This is a genomic window from Caballeronia udeis (assembly GCF_044909315.1).
In the GTDB taxonomy this organism is placed as follows: domain Bacteria; phylum Pseudomonadota; class Gammaproteobacteria; order Burkholderiales; family Burkholderiaceae; genus Caballeronia; species Caballeronia udeis_A.
The window spans coordinates 1-18591 of sequence record NZ_JBIYEB010000013.1 but is presented as its reverse complement, the minus strand read 5'-3'; the positions used below and the strand labels follow the sequence as shown (position 1 = coordinate 18591).

General features: G+C 58.0%; 14 protein-coding genes and 2 pseudogenes. 4 read left to right on the top strand and 12 right to left on the bottom strand.

Translation table 11 applies throughout. The features are described 5' to 3' along the window. Positions 1-146 precede the first annotated feature (146 nt). Together ABH944_RS20970 and ABH944_RS20965 are read right to left on the bottom strand one after the other, a co-directional pair. Positions 147-1646: an APC family permease gene (locus tag ABH944_RS20970; RefSeq protein ID WP_404608749.1), complete on the bottom strand. Its 1500-nt coding sequence runs from the start codon at positions 1644-1646 to the stop codon at positions 147-149. After that, positions 1643-2947, bottom strand: coding sequence for an aspartate aminotransferase family protein (locus tag ABH944_RS20965; RefSeq protein WP_404608750.1), 1305 nt, complete (start codon positions 2945-2947; stop codon positions 1643-1645). The genes ABH944_RS20970 and ABH944_RS20965 overlap by 4 nt, the downstream gene beginning before the upstream one ends. Positions 2948-3064: 117 nt before the next feature. On the opposite strand from ABH944_RS20965, the gene ABH944_RS20960 reads away from it, so the two are divergent. Further along, positions 3065-4033, top strand: coding sequence for a LysR family transcriptional regulator (locus tag ABH944_RS20960; RefSeq protein WP_404659482.1), 969 nt, complete (start codon positions 3065-3067; stop codon positions 4031-4033). A 4-nt stretch (positions 4034-4037) separates the two neighbouring features. Here the strand turns inward: ABH944_RS20960 and ABH944_RS20955 are convergent, their stop codons facing one another. Both ABH944_RS20955 and ABH944_RS20950 read right to left on the bottom strand, forming a co-directional pair. Further along, positions 4038-4265 carry a hypothetical protein gene (locus ABH944_RS20955; RefSeq protein ID WP_404608754.1) on the bottom strand — a complete coding sequence of 76 codons (228 nt, stop codon included), beginning with the start codon at positions 4263-4265 and terminating at the stop codon, positions 4038-4040. 382 nt (positions 4266-4647) lie between these two features. After that, a complete protein-coding gene (locus tag ABH944_RS20950; protein ID WP_404608755.1) occupies positions 4648-5742 on the bottom strand; it encodes a glycosyltransferase family 4 protein in 1095 nt (364 codons plus the stop codon). A 315-nt stretch (positions 5743-6057) separates the two neighbouring features. Here ABH944_RS20950 and ABH944_RS20945 point away from each other — a divergent pair. After that, a pseudogene (locus ABH944_RS20945) lies at positions 6058-6333 on the top strand (patatin-like phospholipase family protein); the annotation flags it as partial. Between the two features lie 30 nt (positions 6334-6363). Here ABH944_RS20945 and ABH944_RS20940 read toward each other — a convergent pair. The 5 genes from ABH944_RS20940 to ABH944_RS20920 form a co-directional block, all read right to left on the bottom strand. Then, positions 6364-7347, bottom strand: a complete 984-nt coding sequence (locus ABH944_RS20940) for an amidohydrolase family protein (RefSeq protein WP_404608756.1) — start codon at positions 7345-7347, stop codon at positions 6364-6366. A gap of 92 nt (positions 7348-7439) precedes the next feature. Continuing rightward, positions 7440-8510 carry an isocitrate/isopropylmalate dehydrogenase family protein gene (locus tag ABH944_RS20935; protein ID WP_404608757.1) on the bottom strand — a complete coding sequence of 357 codons (1071 nt, stop codon included), beginning with the start codon at positions 8508-8510 and terminating at the stop codon, positions 7440-7442. Between the two features lie 105 nt (positions 8511-8615). Next, positions 8616-9917, bottom strand: coding sequence for an MFS transporter (locus tag ABH944_RS20930; RefSeq protein ID WP_404608759.1), 1302 nt, complete (start codon positions 9915-9917; stop codon positions 8616-8618). A gap of 123 nt (positions 9918-10040) precedes the next feature. Next, a complete protein-coding gene (locus ABH944_RS20925) occupies positions 10041-11150 on the bottom strand; it encodes a porin (protein ID WP_404608761.1) in 1110 nt (369 codons plus the stop codon). A 422-nt stretch (positions 11151-11572) separates the two neighbouring features. Beyond that, a complete protein-coding gene (locus ABH944_RS20920; protein ID WP_404608763.1) occupies positions 11573-12511 on the bottom strand; it encodes a GntR family transcriptional regulator in 939 nt (312 codons plus the stop codon). A 187-nt stretch (positions 12512-12698) separates the two neighbouring features. Between ABH944_RS20920 and ABH944_RS20915 the strand changes: the two genes are divergently transcribed. Continuing rightward, positions 12699-13343 carry an aspartate/glutamate racemase family protein gene (locus ABH944_RS20915; protein WP_404608765.1) on the top strand — a complete coding sequence of 215 codons (645 nt, stop codon included), beginning with the start codon at positions 12699-12701 and terminating at the stop codon, positions 13341-13343. A 139-nt stretch (positions 13344-13482) separates the two neighbouring features. On the opposite strand, the pseudogene ABH944_RS20910 reads toward ABH944_RS20915, so the two are convergent. From ABH944_RS20910 to ABH944_RS20900, 3 genes and pseudogenes are all read right to left on the bottom strand, one after another. Further along, positions 13483-14625 (bottom strand): annotated as a pseudogene (locus tag ABH944_RS20910) (cysteine desulfurase family protein); the annotation flags it as partial. A gap of 334 nt (positions 14626-14959) precedes the next feature. Beyond that, a complete protein-coding gene (locus ABH944_RS20905; protein WP_404608767.1) occupies positions 14960-15949 on the bottom strand; it encodes a PDR/VanB family oxidoreductase in 990 nt (329 codons plus the stop codon). Between the two features lie 68 nt (positions 15950-16017). Continuing rightward, positions 16018-17562 (bottom strand): Rieske 2Fe-2S domain-containing protein, encoded by a 1545-nt coding sequence (locus ABH944_RS20900; RefSeq protein ID WP_404608769.1) that lies wholly within the window; start codon positions 17560-17562, stop codon positions 16018-16020. Between the two features lie 244 nt (positions 17563-17806). On the opposite strand from ABH944_RS20900, the gene ABH944_RS20895 reads away from it, so the two are divergent. Further along, entirely contained in the window at positions 17807-18499 is a 693-nt protein-coding gene (locus tag ABH944_RS20895; RefSeq protein WP_404608770.1) for a GntR family transcriptional regulator, read from the top strand. Positions 18500-18591: the final 92 nt, after the last annotated feature.

The window sequence follows — 18591 nt, the reverse complement described above, 5'->3', positions numbered from 1 at the left end:
CCCCCCTTTAATGGCGTTCGGGATCTCGTAGACGAACGTCCATGGCGCGGTCGTCCAACAATCCATATGTTGACAGTACCGCATCGGATCTATGCTCCTCAAGCACACGGCCGGATGCGCCGCGGGATAAACCCGCGCACGGCGTTTTAAAGACTGTGGCTCGGTCCGGCCTTGCCCGCGTTAAGCCTCCCACGCAGCGAAACCAGCCACCAGATCACACCGACCGCGATCGTGATGACCGTTGTAACAGCGGCGCTGTGATTCTCATCGGGCAGCGTCAGCGTGACGATGACAAACACGGCCCAGATCGCGCCGATCACGATCATCGGGACAAGCCATCGTCCTAAATCGAACACACCCATGGGTGCGGACGGCATGCGCCCATTCTTGTAAGCGTAATACGCGGCGACAAGCGTGAGCAGATAGGTCAGGTAGTAAGTCAGGCCGACCATTGAATAGATGGCGGTCACAAAGCCGCCACTGGCCAGATTCAACGCAACCGAAATGACCGTGATCAAAACGATGGCGCCGACTGGCGTCCCAAAGCGCGGGTTGATCGACGACAGGAAGGATGACGCAGGGAGCATCCGGTCACGGGACAAAGCAAACGTCATGCGCGTTGCCACCGCCATGTTCGCAATCAGGCACGCAAGAATGGAGGCGAACGCAACGGCGACCATCAGGCTGCCCGCGACGCGCCCGAGTTGCAGCCGTACGATCTGAATGACCGGATTTTCAGGCTGAGCAAGCAGGTCTGGCACCGAACCGGGAATCGCAATCCCCAGCAACGCGAAGACAACGAACCCGAGCACACTCGATACAACCACGGCACGAATCATTGCGCGGGGTGCGGTTCTGCGGGGATCCTTCGTCTCCTCAGCCAGGTCCGCCGCGCCCTCCCAGCCCAGCAGCACGGATACGGGCAGCAAGGTGGCGAGCGCCACGGTGGCGAAGTGAATCGGCTGCTTGCTGGTGGGGTCTGCCGATACGAGAATGTGCAATCCCTGCGTATGCCCGAAGAAAAAGAATACCCCCGCGAAAAGGACTATAGCCAGGACGACGGTGCCGACAAGTTCGATGCTTGCGCCAATGTCGTTGATCCGGGTTGCCAGCTTGATACCGAAGATGTTCAGCAAGCCGACCACGAGCGTCGCCGCAATGCTCAAGCCCTGGATCTGCCCCTGGGTTGGATGCGCCCAGATCTCCGGCGCAAACACGCTGCCGATCGCCGCGGCGGTCGCCGCTGTCCCCGCGAGGAAAGACACGAACGCGACCCAGCCGGTGAACCAGCCGAAGTGATTCCCGGCAAGCCTGCTGGACCACTGATACGCATAGCCCGTCAATGGAATCCGGCCCGCGAGATGCGAATACACCAGCACGATGCAGAAAACGAGAGGGATCACCAGCAGCCACAACAAGATGCCAACACCACCGACCCGTGTGAACGGATCGGAAAACAGCGTCACCACACCCGTGTTGATCGAGACCATCGAGAAAGCGAGTGCGAATGAGGTAAACGGACCCATCGTGCGATGCAGCTTCTGCTTATATCCGAGTGCCGCCAGATCTGCGTCGTCACGGCTATTCTCGGAATCGGCTAGCGATGGCTCCACCGCCGCCCCTATCGACTTGACGGTCGAGTTCATTTTCCTTCCTCCTCGATAGCGCCCAGCACTTCGTCCAGGACGTCCAGCGCACGAGCGAGCAGCGGCCGTTCAATATCAAGCGGCGGCTTGACCTTGATGAGGTTGCCAAGGCCCGCATAGCGACTTTCGCCGAACAGGACGCCAAGCTCCACGCCTCGTCGATAGACTTCCTGGGACGCGTGCCGTGCGGGGGCCTTGGTGACCCGATCTGTCACGAGTTCAATAGAGGCCATCAAGCCCGGGCATCGGACATCGCCGATCAGCTTTCTGCGCGTCTGCATCTCGAGCAGCCGCTCGGTTACGTACTCGCCGGAGTCCTTCGCCTTTTCGCAGAGCTTGTCGTCGCGGATCGCATCGATAGTCGCACATGCCGCTGCGAGGGAAACCGGGAAGTGGCCAAAGGTCAATGCTTCCTCGCCTTCGTCGAACCATTTCAGGCGATCATCGGCAAGGATCCCGGCGAGCGGAAAGCCGCCACCAACGCCTTTGCCGAATACGATAATGTCCGGCGTCACGTCATAGTATTGCGCCGCCCACATCGTGCCCATGCGGCCGAATCCAGTCTGGACTTCGTCGAAAATCAACAGCACGCCGTGGCGATCACAGATTTCACGCACGCCTTTATAGTAAGAGCGCGGGAATTCGATGTGACCGCCATTGCCCTGGATCGGCTCCATCATGACGGCTGCGACCGGGCCATCCACGCCCTTGACGATCGTGTCTTCGAGCAAACCCAGACACAGTTGCGACTCGGCCTCAGGGTCCATGCCCATGCGCGCCCGGTACGGATACGGGTGCGGCACGCGGGTGAAGCGCGGCTGAATCGCGAGGAACGGATTGTTTGGATGCGGCCAGCTCGCTCCTAGTGTGGCCAGCGAACGCCCGTGATAACCATCCTGAAGCACGACGAGGTTCTGCGCGTGCGGGCGGTTCTTGAACGCCAGTTTCATCGCCATTTCGCCAGCCAGGCTTCCGTGCAGCGCGAAGCCCGTCCGATTGAGCGAGCCCACCGAAATCTCGCGCAATTTGGCGACGAGATTCTTGTGCGGGATCGACTCGAAATTAGGGCGAATATGCGTCATCTCGCGTAGTTGCGCGACTGCCGCTTCGACAACACGCGGATCGTTTGCACCCAGATTGTTCGACCAGGCCTGCGCTGTGCAGTCGATATATTCGCGGCCGGCGTCGTCCCAGACGAGCGAGCCTCGCGCTTTGACCAGCGTGATTTTTTCTGCCGCGGGTTGCTGGGCTACGGGCGCTGCCGGCACTTCCAGATCGGCCAACGAATTCAAGTGGTTCATGTTGTCTCCTATAAGTGTCAAGACTCGGTCGAGCTCGAGTGCTTCAATCCTAGGCGGTGACAACGGGAAGATATAAAGACGAAATAAAAACCGATATATTGATCGTGCTTATATATCGTGTCACTATCGGTGCAACAGTCCGACCACTTTGATCCAGTTCGGGGGAGATGCGTGAACACTCGGGGCATTGACGTCCGGCAGCTTCAGGCGTTTGTTGTAATCGCTGAAGAACTGAATTTCGTCCGGTCATCCCAACGGCTTTTCATATCGCAACCCGCGCTTTCGCAAACTATCCGGCAGTTTGAAAGCACGCTGGGCGTTCAATTGTTTGATCGAACGACCAGGTCCGTGGCACTGACTGAGGCCGGCCAGGAACTCCTGAAGGACGCGCGGGAGATCCTGGAGCGCGTGTCGCATCTCGCCGAACACGCGCGTGATTATGCTCGGGGGATCAGGGGAACGCTAAAAGTAGGATTCCTTATTGGTGCAGGCGTCGACCTGATGCCGCAAATTCTGCGGGCGTTCGGTCAGCGATACCCGGATGTCAACGTGATCGTAAAGGAGTTCGATTTTTCCGCACCCGAGGCCGGCATCATTAGCAGCATGGAGGTGTCTGTCCTGCGGCCACCGGTCGGCGTGGAAGGGCTTGTTTGCGAAACGCTGATCGAAGAGGCCTGCGTGGCTTGCCTCCCGGCCAGTCACAGGCTCGCAAGCGCTGAATCCGTCAGCATTTATGATTTGCTGGACGACCCTATTGTTGCTGCGCCTGGCAGCGGCGTATGGCGCAATTATTGGACAGGAGATGAGTATCGCGGGGGACGCGCCGCCCCTGTTGTCCATGAAGCAGCGACCGTGGAAAGCGAGTTGCAGACAGTCGCTTCGGGCCGGGGCATTAGCATCACGGCGTATTCCACCGCTCAATTCTATGCTCGGCCTGGCGTAGCTTTCCCCGTTATCAGAGACATGCCGCCATGTACCGTTGCAGTAGCAGTGTCACGTGAACCTACGGTAGCCGCGGCCAACTTTGTGCGAATCGCGATTGAGGTCGCGGAAAAACTACGTAGCCGGAGTAGTCGAACGACGTGAGCGATCAGTCCGCTTCGTTGACGGGTTCGTAGAGATTGGTGAAAATCCAATTGTTCATGGGGAACGGCTTTTCGTCGTCGTTTGTCACGATCCAGTCACCCGGTACAACTGTCCGCCATCCTTCCGGTGTCGAAACACGCCACTGTCCGTCGTGCAGTTCGACCGCGGGATGGTCACCTGGCTTGAACCACTGGATTGCATCGACCAGACTGTTTCGTTTTCTAAATTTCATTTTTTGATCCATCCTGGCATCTTGACCTCTAAGCTTCCAACTTCGTGGCTATGGAGATCGCTGGCGGACTTCGGTCAGCGCTGCAGTTTTCCTTGGTTCCAACGCTCGCAAGAGCAGTTAACTGCCTGCGGTCCCGGCGAATAGATTCCCAGTTTTATTCATGCGAGACTTTGAAGGCGTCGGGTGCTGATAGTTCTAGCGCGTGCAGCAACTCTGACCCGGTTAAGCGCAACTGCATGGAAAACGGACTTTGGGGCTTGCTCATAGCTTGGGCTCTGAAGATCATGCACTTACTCGCAGCGAGCGGATTTCTTGCGCCGCCAAACGCTCTCGACACTCCAGGCCGCTCATGCACTTCGAGTGCTTTAAATGGCTTGTTGATTCAGGCGTGCGACCGCCGTTCCTCGATGCCGCGACGATAAAACGCCACGGTCTGGTCGGCCATCTGGTCGATAGTGAAGCGAAAATCTGTCAGATGACGCCCGGCGCGGCCAAGTCGCGCGCGTAACCCGGCGTCGTCCGTCAGACGCCTTATGGCGTTTCGCAACGAGCAGGGATCGTGAGCCGGAACCAAGAGCCCGTTCACGTCGTGCGTTATCAGTTCCGGCACGCCATCAACGTCAGTACCGATGACCGGTAGTCCGCAAGCCATCGCCTCGATAAACGATTGTCCCAGGGCCTCCTGGTGAGTAGGCAGCACGAAAAAATCGCAGCCGCGCAGCACGTTCGTGATATCGGTCCGAAAGCCCAGCAAGTGGATTCGATCGGCAAGCTCATAACTCGCGACCAGGTCGTGGATTTTCTGAAACCACGGTCCGTCGCCGGCCATGACTACATGCAGGTTGGAACGCGCCGCCAGCATCGGCCTGACAGCTTCGATCAGGTCTTCGTGCCCCTTCTTGTCGCGGACGATAGCGACCATCGCGACGACGATCGCCCGCGAGTCGATTCCCAATTCGGCGCGCAGGTTAGACGGGTGGTGACACTCGGGCCTGGGCACGCCATCGTAGATGGTCTCGATTCGTCCTTCAGCTACGCCCATCGAAATCAGATACCGCCGCACGTACTGGCTTACCGCTATCACCCGGTGAGGGATCATTGTGTAGGTGGCGAGCGAGCTGACCGGCAACGCAAGGTGGCGTGTACGAACAACCAGGGGCACACGGGCGAGACGCGCCGCAGTGCCGGCCACGATGCTGTCATGACCGCTGTGTGTATTCAGTACATCGAATTTTCGCTTTTGCAACAGCGCTTTGATCTTGACCATCGAACGCACGTCGAAACCGCCTCGCATGCGCGCGTGATGCACGGCTAACCCCTCATCAGTGGCGCGTGCGCCCAGGCGAGCGTTGCCGGGGCAGACGAGTTCAACAATATGACCGCGAGAGCGCAACTCGACCATCTCCTTGAGAGTGCGATGTTCCTGCCCTCCCCACCCGGTAGACGACTCACTATGCAGGATTCTTAGAGGTTTCATCTGGGTTGTAAGCGGTGAGTGCCGCGCCATTCAAGGGCGGCATGTCACAAGCATGCCTGTGACGTTGAGGTGACCAGATGCTACTGATTGGCCCGCAACCCCGGTGTACAGATAGGTGATGAAATGTCGAGTATTGTCGTGAAAACCGAGTCACGCGGTGCACGGCGACACGAACGGAATCCTGTGGCCCCGCACCGCATGCGGCAATGCGGACTCGCCAGCCCGATCAGTTGAATTCACGCCGTCACAAAACTTGACACTTCTCAGCGCAAAGGGCACAGTTCGGCGCGATTGGCGCCGGCTACTCCCACTGGAATGCGGTTAAAAGTGCTTGAACAGCATCGCATTCCTCTCGACTGCATAGCGGCTCAACCATGGGCGCTGTTGGTTGGAGGGCTCTACGCAAGTGGCATGACCGCTTAGGCCTTGAGCAATCGGCTCGAGGAAGTCAATCTCGCTGACATTGCCTTCGACGTAACCCTCCAGCGAGACTTGCCCCACTCGCAGCCCGAGGACGAGCGGCTGCATATGAGCAGCTTGTCGTTCGGGTACGGACCGCATGGCTTTCGTTTGCCGACCGGCCTCGTACAATGGAAACCGCGCGCGGCATCGGCACCAATGTTATCCCGCAGCGAAACCAAAGAGCTTCGTCCCGTTATCGGCAAGAAGCTTGTCACGAAGTCCGCTATCCGGTGCCCACTCTTTAACCAGCGTGAAGTTACGCCCTTCGTCTTCGGCTCTGAACGCCTCGATGTCCGTCGGTTTCGCGTTCGCGGGCCTTTCGCTACCACCGGTATGCGGCCAGTCGCTGCCCCAGATGACCTGATCGGGTGCGCTGTCCACCAGGGTCCGGCCAATAACGACAGTATCAGCGTAGCCAGGCCCGAGTAGCGAGATCTGATACGGACCCGACAATTTCACGAAGACCTTCCGAGATTGCATCAAGCCAAGGAGCGAAGACATGCCATCCTGTTCAGGTCCATCCGCGCCCTTCGCCAATCCGAAGTGGTCGATGATGACAGGGTGAGGCTGCACCTGAATGCGCGGTGCGAGTTCGTCAATGATCGGCAAAGCGGCGTAGATCTGGATGATGAGGTTGCGGCCACCCAGGGTCCGCACGGTCTCTTCAAGCCGCGTAATGGCGCTGTCGAAGTTGCGGTCCTTACCTACTTCGAGATTGATCCGGACGCCGACCACGCCGCCGCCCATCAGGTCGTCAATCTGCTGGCCGGAAAACCGTTTATCGATAACGGCCACGCCACGCGCGTCAGGACCCAACTGCTTGAGCGCGTCGAGAAGGCACGCATTGTCAGTGCCATAGACACTTGGTTGTACACAGACGGTGCACCGCACATGAATCGCTGCATGGAAACGTCTCAGGTCCTCAACCGTAGCCGACGGCGGGGTGTATCGTCGCCTGGATGAATAGGGAAACGCCACTGGATCGAAGATGTGGCAATGGGAATCGACGACATTCGCCGGCACCTTGAAACCAATGGGGGACATGTACCCCAGTTCTTTGCCCATGACTTTCTGGAAACCCATTAGCGATGTTGCGCCGAGTGCCGCACCGGAAGCGACCAGCAATTGCCGTCGATTGACCATGACACGTCTCCTGAGCCTGCTTCCCCGAAGGGGCAGCCCTATTTTTGATTGTTCTTGCGGGCGCACATGAGGACGGCGCCCGCACTTTATTTTCAGCCGGCGATAACCTTCGCCACTTCGTCGCCAAACGCCTTGCAACCAAACTTGCCGCCAAGATCAGGGGTGCGCGTTTCGGGATTCTCGAGAACCTTGTCGACCGCGAAATCCATAGCTTTGCCAGCCTCCACAAACGCCGGCTTGCCGTGATGCTCGCCCATCCACTGAATCAGCATCGCGACTGACAGGATCATGGACACTGGATTCGCGTTGCCGGTGCCTGCAATGTCGGGGGCCGAGCCGTGTTGAGCTTGAGCACAGCAGTGCGTGTCGCTTGCCATCATGGAGCCGGCCAGGCCAAGGCTGCCCGAGAGTTCGCTTGCCAGGTCGCTGATAATGTCGCCGTAGAAGTTGGTCGCAACCAGCACGTCAAACCGCTCTGGAGTACGTACCAGATGAGCGGTCGATGCGTCGACCAGGAGGTCATCGAGCTGTACTTCCGGGAAGTCTTTTGCCACCGCGCGAACACATTCGAGGAACAATCCGTCCGTCATGTGAAAGCTGTTCACTTTATGTATCGCCGTGACTTTCTTGTTGCGTTTCATCGCCAGCTCGAACGCGCGGCGCGCAATGCGCTCACTGCAGTGACGTGTGATCTTGCGCACCGAGAGCGCCATGTCCGGGCTGGGCATCATTTCTCCCCAGCCTTTGGTCATGTTTCGATCCGGATAGAACCCTTCGGTTGCCTCGCGCATGATGACCAGGTCCATTGTCTTGCCTTCGCGCATGCTCGACGTCAGGAACGGACGGGTTCGAGCCGGCCGGACATTCGCATAAAGATCCAGGCCAATGCGAAAGCCGGCCGAGACATTACGGCCACCCTTTTCGGGAACGGGGTAATCGGCGTGAGATTGCGTACCAAGAATGATGCCGTCGTAGGTCTTTGCTTTCTCCAGCACCTCTTCGCGAAGCGTAGTGCCGTACTTCTCGAGACTGACAAACCCCACTTCGTCGTAATCGAAACTCAGACCGAGGCTGAACTTCTTGTCGGCCGCCTGCAGCGCTGCCATTGAGGCCGCGGTGATCTCCGGACCTATGCCGTCACACGGCAAAACCAATATACGCATTTGAGTCTCCAGAAAAATTTGGCGTTACATCGGAAACATTCCGAAATACTGTGCAGACTGCGCGTTTGACGCGCGGAAGCGAAGCGGTCACCTCTATACCCGTGCTTACGAGCTGAGCAGGACCAGGCGCTTCGACACGCTCGGACTCTTTGCAAGTGCCGGTGTCCCGCCTGTTCGTCTGTTCTGCAATCCGCTACCTGGCTTTTGACGTCCAACGATAAGGATGACCACGCCGCTCAATGCAAGCCAACCCCCAAGCGCGGCCAGCGCCCAGACATATGAATGAGTCGCCTCGCGAATCCAGCCGGTCATATAAGGACCGACGAACCCGCCAAGATTTCCGATCGTATTGATGAAAGCAAGACCCGCTGCAGCCGTTGAACCTGAGAGCATCGCGGCAGGCAATGTCCAGAACACGGTGTTGGATACCCAAAGGCCTGTCGCGGTAACGCAAAGCCCGGCCATGGCAAGCCACGGGTTGCCCGCGACTGCGGCAACCACGAATCCCGCGGCACCCAGGAAGGCGGGCAACGCAATGTGCCACTTTCGCTCCCCGGTTTTGTCGGAGTGTCGACCGATAGCAATGCTTGCCAGCGCGGAGAAAATATAAGGAACGGCAGACGCGGCACCGGCTTCGACCGTGCTCAATGATCCCAGGCTTTTAACGATCTGCGGCAGCCACAACGTGATGCCGAAGAACGCAAGCAGGACGCAGAACTTGGAGAACGCGAACGCAAGCGTGGGACCGTGAGTGAACACGTCCGCGACGCGAACCGGGCTGCCTTTCTTACCCTCTTTCGCCCGCGTTTCCTCGCCGATCTTTTCGATCAGCCAGTCTCGCTCATCTGCCTTGAGCCACTTTGCGTCCTGAGGTTGTTCGGTCAACCAGAACAACGTGACAATACCGATAATGATCGCCGGAATCCCTTCGATGATGAACAGCCACTGCCACCCGGCGAAACCACCAAGATGATGGGCAAAGTGCAGGATCGTGACCGAAAGCGGGCCGCCTAAAACGACGGAGATCGGATTCCCGAGCATGAATACCGTAATCGCTTTCCCGCGTTCCTCGGCAGGAAACCAGCGCATCATATAAAACAACAATCCGGGAAAGAAACCAGCTTCAGCCACTCCGATCAACGCTCGCAGCGAAAAGAGCGCCCATGAATTGAACACGAAGGCCATCAGGGTTGCCAGGATGCCCCACGTGATCATGATCCGCGCGAGCCAGACGCGTGCACCCACCTTCTGAAGAATCAGGTTGCTCGGAATCTCGAATGCAACGTAGCCAACAAAAAGAATCCCCGCCGCAAACCCGTACACGCTCGGGCTCAGACCCAGGTCCTTGTTCATCTCCAGAGCCGCAAAGCTGATGTTCACCCGATCCAGAAAATTGATCAGAAACATCAATATCATGAACGGAATGAGGCGGCGAGATACCTTCCTCATTGTCCTTTGGTGAATCTCCGATTTCATGTCGTCTCCTTGCATTTCTCTTGGCTTGATCAGGTTGCCCGAGGGGCAAGCAGCTTAGAAAAAGTGCTGTACGCCGAGGGCAATCACACTTTGGTGATTGGTTGTCGCATCTGTTGGCGAAAGGCTGTAGATCTGAGCCGCGTACCCGTGCTTTGCGCGTTGATAGTCGCAAGCCAGGTAGACATCGGTCGCTTTGGAAAAGGCATAGTCCGCAACCACGCCAACCTGATTCCGGGTGCCTTTCAAAATGACGTTCTTTGCCTCGTTGTTGGGCTTCGAGTAGTAGTACGAAGCAGCGAGTGAAAAAGCCGGGGTAATGAGGTATTGCGCACCGAACTCGACCGTATCAACGCGGTCTCCGGTCGCCGTCCATTCGGCGTTCGTGTACAGCCCTGACAATCGAACCGGGCCAAGCTGATAACGTGCTCCGCCACCGTAGACCCGATAGCTGCTCGACGCATCGGCTTCCTTGAGGTTGGTCCAGGCGGCAGCAACCTGCAGGTTGCCCTGTGCGTATTTGGCGCCGGCGCCCTGAGTGCCTCCGTTTGAAAAGGCGCCCGCTTGCCCGCCGAAACCGTAGATCCCACCCAACGAGAAACCACCGAGCGGCGCGCTGCTGACCTTGACCGAGTTATCCACGCGCGCACCGCCAATCCGGTCGAGGTCGGTTGTGCTGCCGTCGTTGCCGAGGAGAGCGTTGGCGGTCCCGGGACGATGCATGTACGACGTCGCATAGTTCGATGCGGCGATCGGCGCCAGGTCATACATGAAATCGTACTGCCGGCCCAACGTCACGGTTGCCCACGCAGACTTGATACCTACCCAGGCCTGACGCCCAAAGAGCCTTGTGACGGCCGCTGCAGCAGTGGATCCGGTGGATCCGGTTGTCCCCTGCCCGAACGTGCCGTTGTTCGCGCTGAAACCATCTTCGAGTTGGAACACTGCACTTAAACCACCGCCGAGATCCTCTTGTCCTTTGAAGCCAAAACGATTGCCGTTGAAGATCCCGCTCTGCTCCTGAGCTTGAGCGTGGCCGCCGACATTGCTCGCATAGCTGACACCAACATCCACAATCCCGTATAGCGTCACACTGCTTTGCGCGAATACGCTCGGGGCGATCCCGCACCCCATCCCTGCAACTACCGTAACCATTAACCTCTTCATCGTCGCGTCTCCTGTCCGTGTCGTTACCGCTTTTCTTGTAGCCTGGTCGTACGCTCGTCTCTTTTGTATGTTGTTGCACATAAGTACAATCTTGGATACGGGTTTTAGAAAAACTCGCGACGGGTCAATGGCCGCATACGTACTGAAATGTTTTCAGTATGCGTTGATCAAGTTTATCGACAAAATGTATTTATATGAAACAAAGTACAATGTAAGCGACAAATTTACAGAATGTCAGTCTCGTTAACCCGCAACGATGAGTGAAGTAAAGCGGTCCCGTAGTGCACGGCGACCGTCGCTTGAGCGTGGCGCCGGGGTGCGAAAATTCGAAGATATTGATCGGCGAAGCGGACCCGTAGCAACGCGGAATGCTTGACCACAATGGAGACGCTGCCGCGTGCACGCTGGTTTGGCGACCTGGCTTACAGGTGCGCTTCAGGCTGGAGGCGGAGGCTCGCCTCTTGTTCCTCTTTCGCTTCCGCACGACTTTTGATCTTGCTGACAATGTCGAGATGCCGCCGCAAAAACGCGGCCGCATGTTCCCGTGCTCCGCTCTCGATCATGTCAAGAAGCTCCAGGTGTTCCTGACACTGCCGGATCAGCCGCGGCCGGTCAGTCGCTGCCTTGTACTCCATGAACCGGCGCAGCTGATTTTGTCGCTCGATCGCCTCAATAAAAAATCGGTTCCCCGAGCAACGTACCAAGGTCTCATGGAATTCCGAGCCGTTTTTAAAAAGCATGGATCGGGACAATTTGAAAATGTCACCTTCCAACATTTCCTGCTGAATCTTGCGCGCCTTGGCGAACGCCGCTTTATCGATCCGGAAGCCAGGCTCCATAAGCGCGGCAGGTTCGATAGCCATCCGGAAGCGGTAGCTTTGTATATGCGCTTCCGTGTTATGCAGAAAGGGATTGATGCGCCATCCCTGACCCGGCTTTCGCGCAATCATCCCCTCATTGGAGAGGCGAGAGAGAACCTTGAGCAATTGGCCGCGCGGCATGTCGTACTTGCGTAGCAGCGCGGCTTCAGAAAACTCTTCCGGGATGTCGCCATTCAGACAGTCGTCCGAGACGCGCAAATAAAAGTCCTCCAAAGGATCGACACCGAAAGGCAGTTTGCTGATGTCGATCCCATGCGCGTCGATCGCAAGGAAAATCCCGCGATTCGGCTCTTTTACTACGATGCCATGTTGTTCAAGCAGCGCGAGCCCTCGCCGGACAGGCGTCCGGGATAGCCCAAGTTCGGCCGCAAGTGCTTCTTCGCGCAGATGCTCTCCCGCGGGCAGCGCGCGAGTCCGCGCGATATCAATGATTTTTGCGGCCACCTGGTCAGCCAGCGCGCTAGTTGTCTCGTTTTTCATGGCAGAACAATTCAATGTTCACTGTTAATTACCACAAGATCGGGATCAGGTGCGAGTCTCAGCATTTTGTGGGTTTGGTCTACATCGTGTAGCTGCCCGGAGACCAGGAACATCCTTAATGTACTATAGTTCCATGAAATACAGATTATGAGGAGCTTTCCCTATGACAAAACCGTCACGGATTTCGTTGATTCACGCGACACCGCTCGCCATCGCGCCGGTTGCCGAAAGCTTTAAGCGACTCTGGCCTCACGCGACTGTTTTCAACATCCTGGAAGATTCCCTCACGGCAGATCTCCGGGCCGCCAACGGCTACATCGCTGCGCTGACGGCGCGATTCTCGGCGCTGACTCGCTACGCGGTCGATTCTGGTGCGGACGGTGTCCTGTTTACGTGTTCGGCGTTTGGGCCGGCCATTGAAGCGGCACGTGCCGAGGTGTCCGTGCCGGTCCTTAAGCCGAACGAGGCGATGATTTCCCAAGCGCTCACCGTCGGTTCGAAGATCGCGTTGATTGCGACCTTCGCTCCTTCAATCGCTCCGATCACCGCAGAATTCGAAGAGTCAGCTCGACAGGCTTCAAAGGCCATAGAGCTGCACAGTTTTTGTGTGCCGGAAGCCTGGACAGCATTGCAACGGGGCGACGCAGAAACACACGATAGACTGATTGCCGAGGCATCTGCCAAAGCAGCGGATTGCGACGTTATTTGCTTCGCGCAATTTTCGATGACCAGTGCGGCGCCTGCTGCGCAAACCAGCTCCGGCCGACCGGTCCTCACAACACCGGACAGTGCCGTGACAAAGCTAAAAGCGCTTCTCGCACCTCACCCGTAATTGATTGGAGCGGAGCCTTTAAAAAAGCACCGAAAAGGCGTCCGTGCCAACTCGCGCACAAGTCAAAAGGGCACTTGGCCGGCCGCAAATACACTGACGCCTTTACGCTTCGACAATACGGGCCTTACTGCACCACGAGACATTGATCCACTACCTGCCGAATGCAGGCAATGGCTCGATCCACGTCCTGCTCGGTGGTAAAGCGTCCGAGGCTTACACGTATCGTCCGGGCCGCGGCATGCTCATCAAGTCCAATTGCACTCAATACATGCGACACCGCGCTGGAGGCCGAACTGCAAGCAGACGTGGAAGAGATGGCAAGATCCGCGGCGAGCATGAAGGGGAAAAAACCCGCGCGGTCAATTCGCAAGCTAAGCGTATGCGGAATGTGCAAGCCGTCATGCACATTTTTCTCGGCGCCGTCGATCGACAGGACACCATCGAGCAGCCGTTTGCTGAGCGCGGTAATTCTCGCGGTGTCGGCCTCCATTTCAGCCATGGCGATTGCGCAAGCCGTACCCATGCCCACGATCTGATGGGTAGCAAGGGTCCCTGACCGCAAACCACCCTCATGCCCTCCCCCGTGCATCTGCGGTGCAAGCCGCTTAGCTGCTTCACGAGCGACGTACAGCGCTCCGATGCCCTTCGGCCCGTAGACCTTGTGGGCAGACATCGACATGAAATCGATACCCAAAGCCTTGACGTCGATCGGCGTCTTGCCGAGCGCTTGAGCCGCGTCCACATGCAACAACGCACCCGCGGCATGAACGACGGGCGCGATCGCCGCGATGTCGGTGACCGTTCCGATTTCGTTGTTGACCAGCATGAGCGAGACCATGCCCGTGCCTGGCCTTAGTGCCGCGCTAACCGCAGCGGCAGTGATGACACCGTTTTGATCGGGCTCGACATAAGTCACAGACAATCCACGCCGTTCGAGGCTGGCGGCCGTGTCCAGGATGGCCTTGTGTTCGATCCGGCTAGTGACAATATGCGGCAACGCCCCGCTTGCTTCAGCGAATCCCTTCAACGCGAGGTTGTTCGACTCCGTTGCCCCGGAAGTCCATATGATCTCGTCCGCGCGCGCGCCGATCAGCATTGCAACTTGCTCACGCGCTTTTTCTACCAGACCTCGTGCCCGGATACCTGCCGCGTGCGAGTTGGATGCCGGATTGCCGAACACCCCGTCTATTCCCAGGCAGTTGACCATTGAAGTGATGACACGCGGATCCGCAGGAGTGGTGGCCGCGTAATCGAAGTAATGCAGGTCAGCGCTCATCGTTATTTAAATGTTGGTGGAGCGCTAATTTTAAGGTGACGACATGGAAATAATTTCCCAAATATTTCACTTATTTCGCGAACCGGTAGAACGAAATCAAAGAAATAGCCGATACCTTGGATTTTTATTCTATGCCGTGTGCGGGTCGCGCATGAGCGCGCGGCCAAGTGGCGGCCCGTCCGTTTGCCCACACGCGAGGCGCTTATGAGGCAATGTCTCCCTTGACGACCAGCCCGAATCGCCGAGTACATGAGGTTGAGGCGCTTCAGCAGCGAGGACGTGAAGCCGCTTTAACAGCCCCTTTGCATAAGACCACTGCTGAAGCATCACTGCCTCCGCTCTAAAGATCCAGCACCAGTTCCCGGCTTGACGCACGCGACACACAAGCGGTCAGGTACTCCTGCTTCTCGTCGTCGCCGAGAATGCAGTCGTTGTGTTCGACTTCGCCCGATAAATACCGCACCTTGCAAGTGCCGCACAATCCAGCCCGGCACGAGGTTTCAATCGCCACGCCGGCCTCCTCCAACGCGTCGGCGATGCTCTGGTCGCATGACACCGGTATCTGCTGCCCGGTGCTGGCAATCTTCACGATGAACTCGCCCACGGCCGCCGCGACTGTTTCGCTCACTGCCCGCTCCGGCGCCTTGAAATGTTCAAAGTGAACCGTGCCGGCGCTCCAGTGCCCGGTCGCCGCAGCGCACGCTTTCATGAATCCGCCGGGACCGCAGTAATAGACATGCACACCCGGCGTGGTCTCGCTTAACAAGCGCTTTAAATCCAGCCCCTTCGAAGGATCGCCGTTGTCGAAGTGAAATTGCAGCCTGCCGCTGGCGTGCATTGGCGCAAGCTCCGCCGCGAAGGCCGTGCAGCTTTCATCCTTGGCGCAGTAGTGCATCTCATAGTCGACGCCTGTTTCTTCAAGCTGGTGGGCCATCGATTTCAACGGCGTCACGCCAATACCGCCGGCCAACAGAATGACTTTGCCGGCATCGGCCACGAGTTCGAAGTTATTGCGTGGACGGCTGATGCGCACCTTGTCCTGCACGCGCAATCTGTCGTGCAGCGCTTTCGAGCCGCCCCTGCCCGTTTCGTCACGCAGTACCGCGATCACATAGCGATGCCGTTCATTCGGCGAATTGCTGAGCGAGTACTGACGGATCAAACCGTCGTTCAAATGGACATCGATGTGTGCGCCTGCAGTGAACGCAGGCAACAAATCACCTGACGGGTCGACGAGCTCGTAGGAATGGATGCCCCTGCCTTCGAAGCGGATCTGGCGCACCATCAACTCGAGCGTGCGATCGTCCGCCGCATTGTCTGAACTTGCCATTGCATTTCCTTGCATAGTCGAACCGGGTAACGCGCGACTCGCGCGTTACCTTCCCTTCAAATGTCCGCTCAACCCTGCTTGACCGAAGCCTCGAGCGCATCGAATTTTTCACGCACGAATGCGGCGCGCTCTTCGCCCTTCAGCGTCTCGCTTTCCGTCAGGATCGCGACAATGCGCTTCGTCACGTTGCGGCGATTCGCCACCTCCTGTTCGACAGTCTCGCCTTCCGGGATATCGAACACATTGCCCGAGCAATAGCTATTCGGTGCGCCCGCATTAGCCCGGAACCATTCCGCGAAGTTATCCGCCGACGCCGCCGGGTTCGTCCCCCGCACCGCATCCCGCAACATCTTGCGGAACATGAACAGGCCCGCGTCGAACTTCGTCGGATTCTCGATCGCGTGCACGGCGATCGGCCGCTGGCTGATGATGGCTTCGTAATCGCCGGGCGCGTATTGAGCGTCCTTGTAGTTCTCCCGCTCACGGTGGTTCGGCGGGATGGGCGGCAAGTCCTCCAGCTTGTATTTGCCGAAGCGCTCGGGACGGCGCATGGCCACCTGCCCTTCAAGGAAGTCGATCGTCTCGTAGCCGACCAGCGATTTATCGCAGATGCCACGCGTATCAATACCCGGCCCCATCACGCGCCAGCCGATCATCTTGCTGTTTTCATCGTCGACAGGAACCGTCCAGCGGATGATGTGGAAGCGGCTGAACAACTTCTTCTGCGACCCGTCTTCGGATGTGTACGCATGCAAGCTGAGGTTGGGCAGGACCTGATGCTGGACGCGCACGAACAGCCTGTCTTTATCGACCCGACGTGCTCCCGCGCAAGCCAGGCTGCGGCCCTGCTGCACCGGCACGAAATGCATGTCGGGTGCGACCTCCATGGACTTGGCGCCCACTTCGTCGAACGTCGTGCCCTGATACTTGCCGTTCACGACGTTCTTGCCAGCGTGAAGCGCGGTTGGATGGTAGTTGTCCGCGGCGTTGTCCTGCACTTGCAGCCAGTTGCAATGCTGGAAGTTGCTATAGGCCACGAGTTCATCGCCGGGCGCAACGGTAAAGTCGCCCTCCCATTGCGGGAACGGCGGTTCCTTGTCGGGCGGCCCCATGTACGCAAACACCAGGCCGTTGCGTTCGATGGCCTTGTACGCGCCCTGCTGGATCGAGCACGCGTATTTCTCGGCTTCCTTTTCTTCGCCCTTCGGAAACGGCACGTGAAGGCAGGTGCCGTCCACGTCGAAGACCATGCCGTGATAGCAGCACTTGATACCGTGCTCCTGGATCGCACCATATTCCAGCGATGCCCCCCGATGCACGCAATGCGCATGCAGCACACCCACGCGGCCGCTGCCGTCGCGAAACGCGACCAGTTCTTCGCACAGGATCTTCAGGAAACGCGGGGTATCGGTAAGTTCGATCGACATGCAGACGGGATGCCAGAACGCCCGCATGTATTCACCCATGGGCGTACCGGGGCCGGTCTCGGTCAATTCCGGATCGTGGCCCGGAACCTTGTTGGTGTAGTAACCGCCAAACGGCACCAGCTTCTTCTGCACCACGCCGCCACCGGCGCTCTTCTGACCTTCTGCTTTGTCTGACTTGATGTTCATCGGGATCCTCTGCTGGGTTTATCCATCGTGCCAAGCCGGGTTGCCGTCCAGCTCGCTTGTCTTCAATCTCTAGATTCTGAACTCCGAACTCTGTATACAAAGATACGATTCAGAATACCGCACTGTCTCTACAGGTAAACGCTTGGTACCCTCCGTTTCACGCTATCCGGTCAATCAGTTTGACGCTGTCCGGCGCCAGCCTGTAACCTGTTGAACTCAGTATCCAAACTTACCGAGAGCCATCATGGCCGCCAAACTTCTGAAGCTTCAGGCACGTACCGACTATGTCGATGAAGTCTATAAAGTGCTGCTCGACGCCATCAGCGAGGGATCGCTTGCACCGGGAACCCGCATCACGCAGGAAGAGATTGCCGACCAGCTCGCGGTCTCCCGGTCACCCGTCCTGCAGGCGCTGCGTCTGCTCAAGAAGGACGGACTCGTGCAGGACGCACCGGGGCGCGGACTTCTTGTCACCCCGCTCGACCCCACCTGGATCGCGCATCTCTACGAAATCCGCGGCGCGCTGGATTCCCTCGCCGCGAGTCTTGCGGCGCAGCGCGGCGCGAAACTCGACAAAGCGCTGATCACGCAAGGCCGCCGCGCGTCCAAAGGTGACGACATCAAGGCCATGATCGACACAGACTGGGCTTTTCATTCCGCCATCTACCTTGCATCGGGCAATCCGCTGATTGCCGAAACAGCGCATCTCCACTGGGTTCATCTGCGCCGGGTGATGGGCGCCGTGCTGCAATCGTCGGCTCAACGCAAATCCATCTGGGACGAACACGCGGCAATTGCCGAGGCTATTGCCGCAGGCGACGCGCAACGCGCCGCGGAACTCACCGACCTCCACACCAGTCGCGCCCGCGAGAACCTGGTGCGGCGGCTGGGTGAGGTGCTGGCCGAGGAACTCGAAGACGCGGCGCACACTCCTTAAGAGACGGTTTCAAAAAGGCTGAACAGATCGCTTGAGAGCACTCCAACAGATGAGGCAAACGGCGAACTTCAGGAAGGCTTCATGGATCTTGG